Genomic DNA, 17,159 nt, shown 5'->3' with positions numbered 1-17,159 from the left:
ATTTCAATCCACGCACTCAAGTAGAGTGCGACAGCGGAAAACATCGTATAAACGCTGTATCCAGCACCTATTTTACCGTATATCCGTCAAAATGGAAGAGGGCATTTATCTTGGAAACGACTCTTGTTCACATTTTATTCACATTCGACTTCGATTCGACAAAATCTGAGGTGCGAATCCCCCGGGAAAATCATGTGAGCTTGGCATTCGCACCAACCTATTCTATTCAGCAGGTGTCGGAATTCAAGGGAATGTAAACGTGACTTTATGCCAAATCTCGGCATTCTGCTAGCAACGAAAACGGGTATACATAGATTCCAGTGTAAAAAGGAGTTAGGTAGAGTTTTAGCAGTGAAGTGGCTTCACGATTGGATTGGTGGAGATGAGTCAACAAAAGAAATGATAGTTATTCTTGCGAGTTTGATTGAGAGCCAATTCACTGACGTTGCAAAGGGTGTTGGAATACAGTAGTAAACTTACCAAAGAGGGGGGAGGAACGGCATCAGGGGATTTTTAGGAGCTAACGCTCGCATACACGAACTGGAGAAACGATTAGGAGAACGAAGACCCGTTGATCGATATCTGAGTAACTGAAGCGTTTAGGTAATTGGTTGGATGAACATAGCATCCATCATATATCCGAATCCAGCCTCATCAGACCGAGAATTCCTTAGTCTTTTCGTTGGGATGTTCAAAATTTTTTTGACAGCATGCAATATACACCGAACAATAGGAATTAAGTGCATGTAGAATTAGGAATCGAGTCAGTGGCTTCATTTACGCATCTTCTTTATTAAATACACAACCCAATAACCTAGTGCTATTACTCCTGCGCTTATAAAGCTAACGATTAAACCATCTCCCCCTACTTTTCCAGAAAGTATATACATGGCGAAGAGCGCGGTGAAAAATGTAAGGATTATATTTATAATAAAGTTTTTCAATTGCAACAATCCTCTCTGGAAAGATGTGTCTAACAGCAGTATCCATAACTTATTGTTTTACAATTGAAGATCGAAACTTTGTTGAGACGATGTATTACAAAATGTTATTTAATCATCGCACTTATGGAGAGTACGACCAATTGCCTTCCGTAAATCAGGGCGAGACGGACCTATTTCAATCCACGTACTCATAGAGAGTGCGACATGGATTGTCAGCAGTAAATCAAACAGCTTTTTTAAGGGCTTCTTTGCGGTACTGAACAGGTGTCATGTATCCCAGTGTTCCGTGAACTCGATGCTTGTTAAACCAGTTTACGTAATCGCATAATTCTATTTCGAGATGACGAAGGTTTTGGAAGCTCATCTGGTTAATAAACTTTGTTTTCATGACTTTATAGGTGGCTTCAGCCACCGCATTGTCGTAGGGACAGCCATTCATGCTAAGCGAGCGACGGTTTCAAAGAGCTCGTTCATCTTTACGTTTTTATACTCACTGCCACGGTCTGTATGAAACCACTATATTTGACGCAGATCCCCCTGTACGGTAGCAAAGGCGCGGGAAATCAGAGCAGTGTCCTTATTTGGACCAGCACTACGACCAATGATTTCTCGATTGAATAAGTCGATCAGCACGTAAATGTAATGCCACCGATTCTGAACCCTTAAAATACGTTAGATCGCTAACAACGAAGCGCCTCTCTTCCGTCTGCTCAAATTTACGTGCCAGGACATTTGCCGTCTCTGCTTCATTGCAGGCTGTTTTGTGGGGCTTATCGGAGCGATTGTATAGGTGGAAACCAGCCCCTGCTCTTTCATGATCGGCCAATTCGACGTCTGGACACGACAAAGCCTTGTTCTTGGAGCTAGACTTTGATCTTGCGTGTACCGTAGTTTTTCGATTTTATGAAAGATCTCCTTAATAGCTCAAGTGATCTCATCTTCATTCGATGGTTCTTGCGCTTCATAGTAAAAGGTTCTTCTTTTCAGGACGTCACACATTGCTGATACCGAGTATTTATCACGGTTATTCTGGATGATAGCTACTTTCGTCCCATGTTCAGCGCGGCTTGCTTTAAAATATCTACCTCCATTATCAGCCGCTGGTTCTCCTTTCGTAAGGTGATGAGCTCGTTGTCTTCGGAGGAGCGATTGTCCTTCTCTTTGAAGGAGCCCGTTGTCTGAGTTTGCTTGATCCAGCGGTCTAAAGCAGAAGCCGTGAGGCCATATTCCTCCACAATCGCTGCTCTGGATTTCCCGTTTTCATAGAGCTGAATCATTTGCTTCTTGAATTCTGCAGTAAACGTACGTCGTTGTTGTTTTGGCATTGTAGAGTTGTGCTCCTTCATGTGATAGGTTGTATTCTACAAGCCTTTATTTTTTCTGTCCAACTAAGTGTAGCCGAATCCACACCCCTATTTCGAACTGGAGATCTGGCTACTGTTATATTAATGAGCCACTTTATGAGCTTCATGAAATCACTCTCCTTGAGCAATAAAAAAGCCGTCCAGTGAAGGAACGACTTTGGCTGGTTGAATTACGTTTCTGGCATAAAAAATAACGATTTCTGCTGCTACTATAACACTTATTAAGATCTGGCGTCCGTGTGGTCCGCTGCAAAAACGCTGCGCTCTTTGCTTTAAAAGCATATGCACTTAGTAACAAGAGAGGAAGAACAAGACCATTTTACTGATTATGTAAAATCAGGGTCAAGGAAGTGAAAACGGGTGAAGATCGATCACGTCGAATCAACACACCGTTTCCTCTGATTTGCTCACTATTTCACTTTAAAAGCAGGTTATATTAAATCTTTTTAGAATTGTCGCGCATTTATGTTCAGATCATATTGAGCACCAGTTCTGTTGTAGATGTACACTTCCCAATCTCCACTTAAACCAGAAGCAACAAGTTCCTCAAAATAGAATGTTTTTTGGCTCCCAGCACCTAACTGATAATCAGAGTGGATCTCAGTTCCATTTCGGCTGATCACTACATACACCGGTGAAGAACTACTGTTTTTCACATAAATATTCATGTGTTTTCCATTATTGGGGCTCAATGTAAACTTACCAGTGTAGGCGGCGTATCCGCGGTGTACAGCACTTCTGATAGGCGAATCGTCCATAGGAAAAATCACTTGCTCGTCAATTATTCTTGTTTTAATAGTTGATGCTTCTTGTGTTACAGATCCTACAGATGTTTGAGCGGAATGAGACGTCACTGACTCGGCTGCAGAAGCTGGCACCACTGTAGTAAGAGAAATCATTGCCACCAATAATGCAGATGCACACATTCTTTTCTTTCTCATCATTTAATTCTTCCTCCTTATAAAATATGTAAATATTTGTACCGATGTCATAATACAATATTTTCCTTTTTTATTTATTACAACGCTGTAATGATTATATATAATTTTCCTTTTTATGCAAAGTAGAACAATCATAGAGCAAGTCTAGAAATTCTGTGTCAGTTATTCCTTTTTGATGCGCACAAGAAAAGGCGAGAAGAGGAACGCCCCAGTCATGTGCTGCCTTGTGCAGCTGTGCGTTTCATTCTCGCTCGATTTCCACATTACAAATATAACATGCCTAAAGTCCAACGAACGGCAACTAAGCGGCAAGATTCCGGCAAAAACCGGAACCCCTTTTTACACGACGGAGCTGGTCGCATCATCTTTATACCCGAACAGCATATCAAGAGCGGCCTGCTTTATTTCACGCAATCGGCGGTCGCTCATGTGCATTTCCCCGGCGATGATGTCATCGAACTCACCTTCATGATCCAAGAAGCTCCGCTCTATAACTTCGCGTTGAATGGATGATAGTCGTTCCATTACCATTGTCAGCATTGCGTCCTTGCGGGTGAGCTCAGCTTCCTTGCTCACATTGTATATAGCGACACTTTCAGTCTGCTTGCTGATCGAATTGGTTGATTGAATACTCACTTGCCTGTGTAACTGGCTTCCCTCTGTACGAATCCAATTTGCAGAAATTGCCGAACGGTCTCTAGATACTCTTTCACTATTCCCGCTCCCGTTGACCTGTCGCGGTGCCGTAACTGATTTATGACCTTTGTTCGGTGGAATTGGTGACTTATCCACTTCGGCCTGTTACTTATGGGGCTATTCGGGATTCGCACTTTTTTTGATGGAAATACATTAGAGGTACAAGAAGGCATATTGTGTCTATCTGTATGGTGGCAATCTCGTTGATTGTGACCATCATTTTGTGGATAATGTGAGATGTATTTGTGAAAAAAAAGATACTTAAAAACAACAAAATTACTTAAATAAGTCATTTTGGGGTATACAATAGTTCCATAACTTGGTATAATATGAATAGTTAAGCAAGAGTGAAGTACATATTGCGAAATATCATAATTAGCACTATTCGTTTCGAGTTGACGTTGAAAGGGTGGTTTTTGATGCAAATCACACCTACGATTCGGACAGAAATTCAGGATTATTTACACAAGCTTAGCCTGAACATGAGTCAATTTGCTTCAATAGCAGGGCTGAATGCAGGGACGATCAGTGGGATGCTGATGAGCAACCGCACAATGTCTGTACATCAGTTGGATTGTGTTACGAGGGCTATGGAGAAGCCAGAGGATTATTTTTACAGTCGATATATACAAGAATCCTTGCTGGAGGCATCCGTGGATTGGCGCAGAGCCAAGGCATTCCTACAGCGCTGTATGGAACTGAACCGATTGGACTGTATAGCCCAAGTGGCAAATGTGCTCATGGAGAATGTAACCTACTATGCAGGTCTAGTGTTTGAGTTGGCAGAGGAGTTTTTTGCGCAAGAGCATTATGCCGCAGCGAAGATTCTGTATGAAAATGTCGCTTTTAGCGAGAAACACCAGCATTCTGAACGACTTGCAGTGTGCCAGTACAGGCTGTTCAAGATTAGAATTGGTGATGATCCGGCGATCAATTTCAGGACAGCTATATTATTTGAAGTTTTTGTTGAGCGTCTGAATGAGATAGAGCAGCTTGATGCATTAAAGGATTTGGCCAACGTTTACCGATCTTTGCGTGAATGGGATAAGGTGGAAGAAGTAGCGAATAAAATGAAGGAGAAAGCAAAAATCCAGTATTCGATAAAACACCAGCAAGCGAACCGAAGACAGGATGAGCCAACTATCTTACTAAGTCGTCCTTTGTTCTTGTATGTTGCTTATGCTGATTTGCTTTGCTCAGGCTCCTGTGAAGTAAAAGGTGATTATGAGGGGGCTCTACAACATACCTACGCCTATTCTAATTTAGAATGGGTTTTGGAAAAGGATGAGGATAGCCAACATTGGTTAAGACTATTTCGGAATTGGGCAGAAGGTAATACTTACGTATATAAGCTTCTATCTGGAGATTTAAGTGTGTATAACAACTATGTTGAATACATTGCTAGGTCCATTGATGAAGCTGATCAAGGAATGATTACTAGACTTTTGAACCTGATGCTCGCCGTAAATAAGTATCATCTAGATGCAGATGGTATACTTAATCGTTGTAAAAAGTTCCTTGATTCTTTTGTGCAGCAGCCATCTGAAGATCTGTATTCCAAGCAAGTCATACCTGAGCAGCACGCACGTTTGAGCTATGAGCTAGCTTATTATTTTTTACATCGAGCTGTATATGATGAGGGCTTTAAACATTTAATGGTCTCAATGAAAAGCTATCATATCATGCGAAATGAGACTTGTTATTTGAACAGTATAGGTATGTTTGAGCATTTCCGCTCTTATGTAGGTCGTGAAGTGCAAGAGGAGTATTCAAAATTTGTTGGAAAGGTGTGGTTAGATCGTGTTGAAAAAAATGGTGCTGTTAATCTTGGCGAGTAGTTTTTTGTTTTTGGGGGCTACCCCGACGCAGACGAATGTTCATCAGATTACCCCGTTATACGATCCCATTGGTGGAGCTTGAATTTTGTAACGTAATAACTATAAAGCTGAAATAGATATAAGACCTTATAAGGAAATATGAAAATTACATAAAGGACTCCGAGCTAGCCATTTGTTGGTGGCTAAGGGAGTTCTTTTGTGATTTTTTTCGTTTGTTTAAGATCTGGTAAAGAAGGTTTGGAAAATGGGCACACAAGTAGAGTGCGACTCGGAGCATCTATGCCGCTTCGTATTACTTTGCCTATTTCAATCCACGCACTCATATAGAGTGCGACAAGGCACAAGCGGAAGAAGCTGCTAATGGGTTAGGATTTCAATCCACGCACTCATATAGAGTGCGACTAGGAGGACTGTGCAATCATTACCTCTGTCAACGTATTTCAATCCACGCACTCATATAGAGTGCGACTTGACAGTGAAGACCTGGAAAAACGGGTCATCAAGATTTCAATCCACGCACTCATATAGAGTGCGACCACAATCAGGTTAGGTACCATGCGTGTGCTCAGATTTCAATCCACGCACTCATATAGAGTGCGACCTACATTCACGGTTGTGTACCTCCCTCATCACATTGATTTCAATCCACGCACTCATATAGAGTGCGACGCAGATCAGGTATTCTCTGTTTTCGTGGACACAATTTCAATCCACGCACTCAAGTAGAGTGCGACAGCGGAAAACATCGTAAATACGCTTCATCCAGCTCCTATTTTACCGTACATCCGTTCAAATGGAAATCTTCCCCGGCTTTAAAAATAGATCTTATTCACATTTTATTCACATTCGACTTCGATTCGACAAAATCTGAGGTGCGAATCCTCCGGGAAAATCATGTGAGCTTGGCATTCGCACCTCATCATTCCACCCGCTATCTATCTTCCGCTCCGTTACTCGGCTACGCTCGGGTCTGTGCACCTTTTTCATCAACAATGATGGATTTTCGTGCCCGCAGCCAGCGAATAAGTGCGAACACCAGCAGCACGACTCCCGGGTACAGCATCGCCCAGCCTGTGAAAGGGAACACGACAGCTGTGGCTACGAAGGAGATACCGCTAATCCATTGGCCGAAGCGATTGCCCTTCAGGAGACGCACCCCTGCAGCACAGCCACCCAGATAGGTCAGGATAAAGGAGGCATTCGGTAGCTGGATGAGGGTTGTTAGCGATACGAGCCCACTGCCATACAGGAACAGGACAAGGATGAAGCAGAGGCTTAGGAACCCCAACGCTCCTATTGGTGTAAGATACTTGCTGGACAGCTTGCCCATCCAGCGAGGGGCTGCTCCTTGTCTGGCCAGGGCATAGGCGACTCTGGAGGACGCGCCGACGTAGGCAATGATCGTAGCCATGCAGATGAACAAGCCTGTAGCCCCGGTCAGCACAGCTCCGTAAATGCCAAGCGGCTGGCTGATGATCCAGATCAGGGATGCATCTGAGCCTGCAATAATATAGCTATTAGTAGCTACTGTAGCCAGTGCTGTCATGAAATACAGGACACCTACGAGCAGCGCGGCGATGGTCACTCCGCGAATGGCGGCGCGTTGCGGGTCCTTGAATTCCTCAGACAGATGGGACACAGCCTCCCAGCCGATGAAGCACCAGAACAGCAGCGCTCCAGCCTGACCGACACTGGTCCAGCCATGCGGCGCGAAGGGGGTCAGATGCTCCACGGACATGTAGGGAATCGCTGCTATGAAGGTGAACAGCAGTACGGCTGTAATAGACAGGACGACGGCCACCTGGATGCGTCCGGCGAGCTTCATGCCGATCCAGTTGATCAGCAGCGCGACCACGATGGTGATAGCGGCAATGATGATACGCGCTGTCTCGCCAAGCCCGAGGGCGGAGGTCAGATAGCCAGCACCAGTCAAGGCGGCTACAGGTGCGCCAATCGGTACGGACATCAGGAAGAACCAGCCGATCAATGCCCCAGCCCGTTCACCGAAAGCTAGCGTTACATAATGGGATACGCCCCCGGCATTGGGGTATTTGGCGGAAAGCAGCCCCATACTGAGAGCCATCGGTAGAATCAGTACAATCATCAGCCCCCAGGCTGCCAATGAGGCAGGACCAGCCACCTCGGCGGCCAGCCCCGGTACGAGCAGGATGCCGGAGCCTAGCACCGCACTGATATACAGGGCGATCGCCTGCGGCATTCCGATGGTCTTGTGGAGTAGCTTGGATTGGGATGTCATTAGCGTTATTCCTCTCTTGCTTTTTTTATCAGCGTAACAGACAATATACCCATCTGAAAAACGGAAGTTTTGAATGTTTTCCATTCGAAAAACCGATGGAAGGACTGATCAGCATCGAATCCCGACATTTATTCACCTTTCTGGTCGTTGTCGAGACGGGCAGCTTTACCAAAGCCGCATTGAAGCTGGATTATGCACAATCTAGTATTACCTCGCAGATTCAGGCTCTGGAAAATGAGCTGGGGAAACCCCTTTTTGACCGTATTGGTCGTACAATTCGTCTCACTACAGCAGGAGAGCGATTGCTTCCGTATGCACAGGAAATCTACCGTATGCACGCCATGGCAGAGAATGCTCTTAGCACGGATGTGGAGACGAGTGGGACGATTCGTATCGGTGCGCCAGAGTCTCTGGCTGCCTTTCGTCTACCTTCGATTATTCGAGAATACCGGGAGCGGTATCCGCAGGTGCGCATTATTTTGAAGCCAGGGTTATGCTGGGAAATGCTGTCCCTCATTCGAGCAGGTGACCTGGACGTAGCCTTTATCCTCCAGCCAGAGGCAGAGGAGAGGGATCTGCATATCGAGACGCTGGTACATGAGAACATGGCGCTTATCGCTGCTCCGAATCATCCACTTTCGAGTGCCCTAATGGTGGAGCCCGGACAGCTGAAGGAAGAGAGCATTCTGTTCACCGAGTCAGGCTGCTCCTACCGGACTTTATTTGAGAAGCATCTGCATCAATCCGGAATCGTACCTGATCCGAGTCTTGAGTTCTGGAGCATCGAGGCTATCAAGCAATGCGTAGCGAATGGATTAGGCTTGTCCTTCCTCCCCTATATCACCGTCCAGAAGGAAATACAGGATGGCAAGCTGGTGCGCTTGAACTGGAACGATGATGGGCAACGGGTGGCTACTCAACTGGTATACCATACGAAGAAGTGGCAATCCCAGGCTATGCTGGCCTTCCTTGAGACGGTGAGGCAGCATGCACCACGGTGGCGCGAGGAGCAGGCGGAACTGGCACAGGTGACGAATCTATAAGACAGACAGCCTGTAGTGACCTAGAGTGACCTAGAGTGACCTGAAGTCACCTGAAGTCACCAAAAGTCACCAAAAGTCACTCAGCGGGCTGACCCGCATGATTTCTCATGAAAAATATTCATTATGGCATTCGAAGGAGTGTATTCAATATGAAGGACTTGTCCTCGTTAAGAGAAGCCTATCGTCAGGCACCTTACCCGCTCGGCGGCCATCATGACCGGAAGCTTCGTGTACTTACCGAAGCGTTGGAGCAACTGGACCCTGAGTTGGATAGCGATATGTATGGCAAAGGAGAGATTATTGAGAATTTCGAGCACCGTCTTGCACAGCTGACCGGGAAGGAAGCGGCGGTGTTCTTTCCCAGTGGGACGATGGCGCAGCAGATTGCCCTGCGCATATGGTGTGATCAGGCCAACCTCAAGCGGGTGGCTTATCATTCACTGTGCCATCTGGAGATTCATGAGGAGGATGGACTGAAGGAGCTACATCATATTGAGCCTATTTTGCTGGCTGATGAGCATCGTCTGATTACGTTGGAGGATGTGCAAGCACTGGATACGCCCGTGTCCTGTCTGCTGCTGGAGCTGCCCCAGCGTGAGATTGGCGGTCAGCTTCCCTCCTATGAGGAGCTGGTGGCGATTGCGGATTACTGCCGCGACCAGAATATCCGGCTGCATCTGGATGGCGCCAGACTGCTGGAGGTAACACATTACTATGGTAAATCTGTCGCAGAGCTATGCAGCTTATTTGATAGTGTATATATTTCCTTCTATAAAGGTGTCGGCAGTGTTGCTGGTGCAATTCTAACCGGAAGTGCTGACTTCATAGACGAATCCAAGCGCTGGAAGAGAAGGTACGGTGGAGACCTGATCAGCCTGTATCCTTACATTCTGAGCGCAGACTATTACCTGACACAGCGCATGGGCAGAATGGAGCATTATTACCTTAAGGCAAAGGAAGCAGCAGCTCAGTTCAATGCCTGTCACGCCACGCGCACGCTACCGGAGGTGCCGGTATCGAACATGTTCCACGTTCACTTCGAGGTGTCGCAGCAAGAGCTGGAGCCGATTCTGATAGCCGTCATGGAGCAGTCTGGTATAGGCTTCACTCCATATCTGCATGCGACAGGTGAGAATAGCTGCTACTACGAGCTGAGTCTAGGCGATCGTTACGCCGATATTCCTAAAGATCGCTTGCACGAGGGCTTCCGTCTGCTGGATCAGGCTCTAAGAGAGCTCATGGAAGAGCTAGGTAAGTAACTAGTATCTTGACCGTATACGTTTTTGAATTTGAATGATCTTGTAGAGAGAGTGGTTAGCGGAAAGCGGGGAAGCCCTAGAGAAACGGAGTGCCCATCTTTAAGCTTGCTGTTCATCAGCTTTTCAATTTCGTTCGAAAGAACAGCAAGCTTAACAATGGTCGACAGGGCTCCCCGCTTGCAGCGGCTTTACACCCCTATTTCATCTGGTAAAGGTAATAGTGCATTGATCAAATTTGATTTTAATGACTGGGGGCTCAGGTTGGACGAAAGTATCCGACTGCAAGCTTGCTGCCCCTAGAGATGTAGCAAAATCGAGAGAAACAAAGATCATACGCCCTTTGTGATGGCCTTGTACGGTTTTAGCGTGAAATATCGTTAATTCTGACCGGAATCGAGGTTTACTTTGCACCGCGTTGGGAGTATATTTTAGCTGTTTCCACGAATTGAATACGCAAGCCGCTTAATTTCCGTCATGGAAAGCGGGGGAACCAATCAATGGCTACTTCATTGTCTTAGATCTGGCCATTATGGGGTGAATCCTGAATAGATGCAGTTGGCATCTTGACAGGTAGGGCGACTCTTACCGCCCGAATCCGTCAGCTAACCTCGTAAGCGTATGTAGAGGGGATGAATACAATGTGACCGCCGTTGGAGCCACAGAGGATACCCTTTGTGGTTTTTTGCTGTGCATTTATATGAATCTGAATGCGTGGTTAGAGCGAGTGTTCGTTACAGCTGCAAGGGTGAGGACCAGGTCCTTGTCTGTAGTAGTACCGATTGCTTAATCAAGAGGCTAAATATATGGAACGGATTGTACAACGAAGGAGTGCTTAGTAATGAAAATGGAGCGAACAGGACGCGGGACGTCGAAGCGGACAGTAGTGCAATCTACTACTACCTTGAATAGAAAGGAAGCGGGAATGCCCACGGTAACGACGGAAGGCCCCGGCTGTGAACAGAGAAAGGAGGAGGGAGCGGATCATGACGACGGCTACGACTCCGGAAGCTCCTGTACAGGCACCAGCACCAGAGCGATAGACCATGACAAGCTGCAGAAGGAAGGCTACATTGTGGTCTGTGCTCCGACAAGTGAGGGCGAGGAGTTCATTAAGCTGCTGAGATACAGGGGGGAAAAGGTCGCTGGTCTGACCAACAATGCGGAGGAGAAGACCCGACTGGAGCGCCTTGGTGTCGAGCATACAATCATCGTGAACACCAGACATGAGCATACATGGGTAGTTCCCTCTTTCCCGGTCAAAAAGCTGTATATCTTCGAGCGTAGCCTGACACAGTGCTCACGGTATATTCAAATTTGCCGTTCATGGACGTGTGGGCCGCTAATAGTTATTACAGATTCCAGGCATTCCCGGCTCATGTACAAGAGTCTGGGTGCTGATGACGTTCTCTATTGCCATCGGGCTGATGCGATCCTACATACGGAGACGATGTAGCCACTTATTCTATAAATTTTCACAAGGAAATATAAATAATCTATTCCAAAATTTGAGATTTAATGTAAAATGAAAGAAGCTATGCTAGAGCATGGCTTCTTTTTTAAGTGTATTGCAGCGATGATGCCTATGGTTTTACTTTCTGCCCCCAGAGAGAATGTTGTCGGCATTATCGTCTGCATACGCTTCTGTATGCTCGGATGATACATAATGAAGATTTTAGTAGTAAGAGACAGCTAGAAAGGATGATCCGACGTAGAGTTAGCATTTTACCAAAATCTGGGTGGAGGGATTACTAGTGAGGATAAGAAAGAAAGCTTGTCTAGCTGTACTATCAACCAGTCTGCTGTTGACGGGAATGGCTCTCGATGCCGGTACTGCAGCAGCTGAGGAGAACATGCAGGTGTCTGCCTCCCGAGAGGCTTCGATTGGAGACGCTTCGCTGCAAGCAGCAGTAGATAGCATGCCCACGGCGCTGCGCCCTTCGATTGAGTGGGTGTATACGAATCGGATGCTGGTGGAGGATTCCGTAAGCCGTAAAAATCTGATCTTCGATCAGATCTATGCAGGCAAAGGAACCTTGAATTACGTGGTCCGCTGGCAGTCAAGCAAGAACCTGACACGCGAGCAGCGCCAGAACATGGCGAGTATGATGGAGCGGCAGATTAACAATTGGACCAAGCATCTGGAGGGCTACGATGGCTGGCCATATGGACATATACCAGTCAAGATTGTAGGCTGGGCCGTAGCTGACTCCAGACAAATTCTGGACAGGCAGCCTGATGAGATCGTCTACACGGATACGATTCGGGATGACCTGAGTCAATCCGATCCTCGTATTCCGGCACAGCTGCCAGTAGCGCCAAGAGAATTGTCGCGCTTTGAGAACTTCCACAATTCGAGATACGTCTATCCAGGTGGTCTGGACAAGCGCTTCGACATGTATTTGTGGGGGACAGCGAACTTTGGCGGGGGGGCCGGAGGAGACTGGGGACAGCGAATGTCCGATGATTACATCCTGAGCAATCTTCGTGCCCAGGAATCCGAGATTATCGAGCATGAGATTGGACACGGCTTTGGCTTGCCTGACTTCTACCAGGCGCATGAGCGTCCACCAGGAGGATTCCCGGTACCAACGATCATGTGGGCAGGTAATTCCAGAACTATAACGAATTGGGACGTTTGGATGCTACGCTACACCTGGAGTCAATTGAAGCAGGATCAAGCCCGCTTCCCGACGGCACCAGTCACTAATCAACCAGCGAATCTGGCAGGACAAGCCAGTGTATCTACTTCTTATACATCGCCGTGGGAGAATGTACAGGCTTTGAATGACGGCGTTGAACCGACTCATTCCAATGATCGCTCCAGTCTGGTGTATGGTAACTGGCCAGAGACAGGGACGCAATGGGTCCAGTATGATTTTGACCGGGAATATACCTTCTCACAGAGCGAAGTGTACTGGTTCAAGGATGGTGGAGGTATTGATGTACCGAGTGCCTATACGATTCAATATTGGAATGGATCAGATTGGGTTGAGGTACCGCGTCCTAACGGCTACGGCCTTCAGGTCGATACGTACAATCGTACTTCCTTTAATGCGATCAGCACGCGTGCACTGCGTCTTGTGATCGAAGCGAAGGCTCCGGCTTCAACAGGAATTCTGGAGTGGAAGGTCATTGGGGAGTAATGCTACTTGCTTAGAGCAGACATTAGGCTGATCATGGGATCAATGTTAACTAAGTCTTAATCACGAAGGTGCATTCTAGTAATCATCGTACTCTCTCTTTTAACAGATAATCGGATATAAAAACATGTAGAGACCGTCTTCTTGGTAAAGGATGGAGTAGTCCATCCCATGAATCAAGAGGCGGTCTTTGTTTGTGAAGCTAAAAAGCCATCCCTCCAGTCAATGACTTCAGGGACGGCTTTTTGGTAGTGCCAGATCAGTCTGCGAGGCAGACAGTCTGTTAATTATTTTACAGCAATGCTGCCTAATTCACAGTAATTTCGCCTAATTTACGGTAATGTTAATCGTAATGGTCTTCTTATTCCATTTGGCTTTAACGGAAGCCTTGCCCTTGCTGACAGCGGTAATTCTACCGTTCTTGACAGTAACAATATTGGGCTTGGAGCTGGTCCACTCCACATTGCTGGTTACCACGTTCTTCTGACCTGTATCATACAAGGCGAAGATGCTGACATTGGTGCTGTTGCCTGGTGCAAGGGTGACCTTGCTATTGCCTGCAACGAGCTTTTTCAGAAGGGGCACAACCCGCACTTCAGTGACTACTTTCATATTCTGATAGGTCCCTGTAAGGGTAGCTTCACCTTGCGCGAGGGTCTTCACCGAACCATTTTTGACAGTGGCTACAGACGGATTGGAGGACACCCAGTTGACTTGCTTGGACAGATTCACCGTCTTACCACTGCTGTAATAGCCAGTTACCTTTAGCGGCTTGGATTTCTTGATATTCAGGTTCGTCACGGCCGGAGTGACCTCCATACGCACGATTTCATCCTCTATGGCAATTGGGACTCTTACAGTCTTGTCGCCATATTTACCCACCAAGGTCACTCGACCAGGAGTTACCCCGCGGATCGAACCATTCTCAAGCACTGCATTACTGCCTGACAAGGTCCATTTAATAGAACTCGTTACATTTTCCTGAGAACCACTAGTACGCGTAATTGTTACTTTTGGTAGGGATTGAGTTTTTCCTTTGGTGAATTTATAAGATTTTGGAGAAGCCACAATTGTTTTAATAGGCTCTTCCACTACGACATCTGACTGGGCTGTGAATCCTTGCCAAGCTGATGTTAGCCTCGTTTCTCCCTTGGCAAGTGCTTTAATAGAACCATCTTTCACAACAGCTACAGAAGAGTTGGAAGATTTCCAAGTCATATTCTTAGATAAATCCACTGTCTTACCAGTGCTGTAATAGCCAGTTACCTTTAGCGGCTTGGATTGCTTGATATTCAGAATCGTCTCGGTCGGAGTTACCTCTATACGCACGATTTCATCCTCTATCGCAATCGGAATCTTAACGGTCTTGCCGCCATAGGTACCCTCAAGTGTAACTCGTCCAGGTGTGACACCTCGGAATGATCCATTCTCAAGCACAGCGTTGCTGGCAGACATGTTCCATTTCACGGAATTCGTAACATCCTCCTGAGATCCATTCCCGCGAGTAATGGTCACTTTAGGCAGTGTCTGCACGCCCCCTTTTGCAAAACGATAGGATTTAGGGGAGGCTTCAATCTTGGTAATCTTATCTTCCACTTGAATGTGTAATTGGGCTGTGGCACCCTTCTGGCTGGCTGTCAGCGTGGCCTTGCCACTCTTCAACGCCTTGGCCTTGCCTTTGGTCACAGTTACGATGGAGGCATCGCTGGTCGTCCATGTAACGGTCTCAGTCACGTCATGCTTGCTCGTCAATCCTTCGATGTCAGCCATCACTTTAAGCTGTACGGTCTGGGATACGGTGAGCTTCTGGGGATTCTCGTTAACAATCGTCAGGGCAGTGATATCTCCCGAGGCCGCATTCGATGTGGTCGGTAGAAGCACCACTGCAAAAAGGAGAAGAGCTAGCCATCCTTGCAACCTCAATAATGCTCTTGTCATCGAATCTTCCAACTCCTGTTCTTAAATGATATTAATGGCGGATCGCAAAATACAAGAGTAATGATTTACTTATACATCCATAATATCCCGTATTTTAGCGCCTACCTCCATATATCGGCAGTTCACTATGATTCTATTAAGTGTATATTCAGAGTAATTGATGAAATAAAACTCAAAATTATGGATAATAGAGCCAGAATATCAAGCTGGAGGGACGAAGGATGACTGAGCGTATTCCGTGCAAAAGTGAAGATTGTACCGCAACTATATTGCCAACGACCGCTGCCAAAACAGGGGGCTATTGTATGCCCTGTCATCAAGGGATCGAGCGGAGAAAATGGGAGGAATATGTAGCTGCGAACCGTCGTACAGTGAATTTGTATGCCGATGTGACGGATGCTGTGGATATTCTGAAGGTGATGTATACGGAGCACCCGCGAGATCCGCTGATAGAATATCTTCCTTATGAGAAGTCCAAGGAGGAGCTCTATGTATCCTTATCTATGGCTGAACAGGAACGAATGGTGGAGTATGCCATGAATCATCTGCGCGAAGGTGATCAAGACATCTGCCGTGAGGTGCTGACTTCCTTGGTATGCTACAATGATCTGCATTTGACTGAATACCTGCCAGAGCTACTGGAGCACGAGGTCTACGATCCGGCTATGCTCTACAAGGATGCTTCCCCGGAGCTGAGGGGGCAACTGATGCAGAGGGTAGAGACGGATGAGGAGAATCGGAACCATCTGCTGATGATGCTGGCGTGGATCGGTGATGATGTCATTGTGAAGCAGTTCAGGCACTGGAGCGAGCAGGCACCGTCATGGTCCGATAGCTTGTATGTACCTGTACAGGACTACGCCAAGACGGCGAATTGGGAATTAACGGATGCGGGCGAGCGCCGTGATCTATATCATCCGCGCAGCTATGCGATAATTGCGAATGTCGAACAGAGCGATGATTTGAGCTACGAGCTGAGATATGATCAGGCTCGGGATCAGACTCAAGCCCAGATTCGATCTCAGAGTCTATCTCAGGCTCAAGCCCAGGCGCAGAAGTCTTTTCGGCTATTAGCACCTGCCACTGAGAGCTGTCCGTGGTGTGGAGCACGTCTAACGCATTTGGTGGATATCGAAGCCAGCCATCCAGCTCTGGGTGGAATGCCCTGGAACGGAGCGAGGTTAAAGGTACAGACCTGCATTTTATGCAGCTGCTATACGACCGTCTATATGGATATAACTCCTGACGGAGAGCCGGAATGGAGTGCCAGCAATGAGCGCCCGGATTATTTGCCGGAGCTTCATCCAGAGGACTTTGACCAGAGCTATCTGGCTGCTGGTCCACGATATCGACTTGCGGAGCAACCGCGTCCCGCACTGCATGGTAGTGAATGGACACTGGAGCCAACGCTATCACAGCTGGGTGGCCACCCAGCCTGGATTCAGGACGCCTATTATCCTGAGTGTCCATGCTGCTCGAAGAGCATGCGCCATATTGCGCAGGTAGACTGGGCGGCGATTGAGCGATTGGGAGAGGGCATTTACTATATGTTTGTCTGTGAGGATTGCTGCAAGACGGCAGTGACATTTCAGCAGACTTGACCCATGCTGGATCTTTGATGGGGGGGGGAGCGTGAGAGACTCCATCACAAAAAATGACACGTAAGCTATCTCTCCTGCGTATTGCTTACTAACAAATTACTTATGGAGACTGATTTTTGATCCTCTAATATCCAGTGA

11 protein-coding genes, 1 pseudogene, 1 CRISPR repeat array and 1 riboswitch are annotated in these 17,159 nt (G+C 46.9%); of the genes and pseudogenes, 7 read left to right on the top strand and 5 right to left on the bottom strand.

Features of this window, described 5'->3' with window-relative positions; all coding sequences use genetic code 11:
• On the top strand, nucleotides 1-257 hold a 257-nt coding region (locus tag K331_RS32515), incomplete at its 5' end, for a hypothetical protein (RefSeq protein ID WP_211237349.1).
• 910 nt (nucleotides 258-1,167) lie between these two features.
• On the opposite strand, the pseudogene K331_RS30075 reads toward K331_RS32515, so the two are convergent.
• The 3 genes and pseudogenes from K331_RS30075 to K331_RS30065 form a co-directional block, all read right to left on the bottom strand.
• Nucleotides 1,168-2,269: pseudogene (locus K331_RS30075) on the bottom strand (IS3 family transposase).
• 485 nt (nucleotides 2,270-2,754) lie between these two features.
• Nucleotides 2,755-3,252, bottom strand: a complete 498-nt coding sequence (locus K331_RS31115; RefSeq protein ID WP_051289949.1) for a hypothetical protein — start codon at nucleotides 3,250-3,252, stop codon at nucleotides 2,755-2,757.
• Nucleotides 3,253-3,588: 336 nt separating this feature from the next.
• Nucleotides 3,589-4,041 (bottom strand): hypothetical protein, encoded by a 453-nt coding sequence (locus tag K331_RS30065; RefSeq protein ID WP_156897692.1) that lies wholly within the window; start codon nucleotides 4,039-4,041, stop codon nucleotides 3,589-3,591.
• A 263-nt stretch (nucleotides 4,042-4,304) separates the two neighbouring features.
• Here K331_RS30065 and K331_RS0120640 point away from each other — a divergent pair, with 263 nt between their 5' ends.
• The gene (locus K331_RS0120640; protein WP_318842594.1) at nucleotides 4,305-5,783 is read left to right on the top strand and encodes a transcriptional regulator; all 1,479 of its coding nucleotides are present in this window, start codon (nucleotides 4,305-4,307) and stop codon (nucleotides 5,781-5,783) included.
• 303 nt (nucleotides 5,784-6,086) lie between these two features.
• Nucleotides 6,087-6,517: direct repeats of the CRISPR family, unit length 32 nt; unit sequence ATTTCAATCCACGCACTCATATAGAGTGCGAC.
• 224 nt (nucleotides 6,518-6,741) lie between these two features.
• Here the strand turns inward: K331_RS0120640 and K331_RS0120635 are convergent.
• The gene (locus K331_RS0120635) at nucleotides 6,742-8,040 is read right to left on the bottom strand and encodes an amino acid permease (RefSeq protein ID WP_028591761.1); all 1,299 of its coding nucleotides are present in this window, start codon (nucleotides 8,038-8,040) and stop codon (nucleotides 6,742-6,744) included.
• Between the two features lie 113 nt (nucleotides 8,041-8,153).
• Between K331_RS0120635 and K331_RS0120630 the strand changes: the two genes are divergently transcribed.
• From K331_RS0120630 to K331_RS0120615, 4 genes are all read left to right on the top strand, one after another.
• A complete protein-coding gene (locus K331_RS0120630; protein ID WP_028591760.1) occupies nucleotides 8,154-9,083 on the top strand; it encodes a LysR family transcriptional regulator in 930 nt (309 codons plus the stop codon).
• 149 nt (nucleotides 9,084-9,232) lie between these two features.
• A complete protein-coding gene (locus K331_RS0120625) occupies nucleotides 9,233-10,342 on the top strand; it encodes a threonine aldolase family protein (protein ID WP_028591759.1) in 1,110 nt (369 codons plus the stop codon).
• A 449-nt stretch (nucleotides 10,343-10,791) separates the two neighbouring features.
• Nucleotides 10,792-10,975: riboswitch (cyclic di-AMP (ydaO/yuaA leader) on the top strand.
• A 205-nt stretch (nucleotides 10,976-11,180) separates the two neighbouring features.
• Nucleotides 11,181-11,795, top strand: a complete 615-nt coding sequence (locus K331_RS0120620; protein ID WP_051289947.1) for a hypothetical protein — start codon at nucleotides 11,181-11,183, stop codon at nucleotides 11,793-11,795.
• A gap of 298 nt (nucleotides 11,796-12,093) precedes the next feature.
• Nucleotides 12,094-13,485: a discoidin domain-containing protein gene (locus tag K331_RS0120615; RefSeq protein ID WP_028591757.1), complete on the top strand. Its 1,392-nt coding sequence runs from the start codon at nucleotides 12,094-12,096 to the stop codon at nucleotides 13,483-13,485.
• 324 nt (nucleotides 13,486-13,809) lie between these two features.
• Here K331_RS0120615 and K331_RS30060 read toward each other — a convergent pair whose 3' ends face one another.
• Complete coding sequence (locus K331_RS30060; RefSeq protein WP_051289946.1) at nucleotides 13,810-15,420, bottom strand: Ig-like domain-containing protein; 1,611 nt, start codon at nucleotides 15,418-15,420, stop codon at nucleotides 13,810-13,812.
• 305 nt (nucleotides 15,421-15,725) lie between these two features.
• Here K331_RS30060 and K331_RS0120605 point away from each other — a divergent pair, with 305 nt between their 5' ends.
• Nucleotides 15,726-17,021, top strand: coding sequence for a hypothetical protein (locus tag K331_RS0120605; RefSeq protein ID WP_051289945.1), 1,296 nt, complete (start codon nucleotides 15,726-15,728; stop codon nucleotides 17,019-17,021).
• Nucleotides 17,022-17,159: the final 138 nt, after the last annotated feature.

Source organism: Paenibacillus massiliensis subsp. panacisoli DSM 21345 (assembly GCF_000426545.1).
In the GTDB taxonomy this organism is placed as follows: Bacteria; Bacillota; Bacilli; order Paenibacillales; family Paenibacillaceae; genus Paenibacillus; species Paenibacillus panacisoli.
Note: the sequence above shows the minus strand (reverse complement) of the source record. Positions and strands in the feature narration are given on the sequence as shown.

Bases quoted from the DNA above. Each gene is read 5' to 3' on its own strand.
- K331_RS0120605 (WP_051289945.1), top strand. From the start codon at position 15,726: ATGCCCTGTCATCAAGGGATCGAGCGGAGAAAATGGGAGGAATATGTA.
- K331_RS0120625 (WP_028591759.1), top strand. From the start codon at position 9,233: ATGAAGGACTTGTCCTCGTTAAGAGAAGCCTATCGTCAGGCACCTTAC.
- K331_RS31115 (WP_051289949.1), bottom strand. From the start codon at position 3,252: ATGATGAGAAAGAAAAGAATGTGTGCATCTGCATTATTGGTGGCAATG.
- K331_RS30060 (WP_051289946.1), bottom strand. From the start codon at position 15,420: ATGACAAGAGCATTATTGAGGTTGCAAGGATGGCTAGCTCTTCTCCTT.
- K331_RS0120620 (WP_051289947.1), top strand. From the start codon at position 11,181: ATGAAAATGGAGCGAACAGGACGCGGGACGTCGAAGCGGACAGTAGTG.
- K331_RS0120635 (WP_028591761.1), bottom strand. From the start codon at position 8,040: ATGACATCCCAATCCAAGCTACTCCACAAGACCATCGGAATGCCGCAG.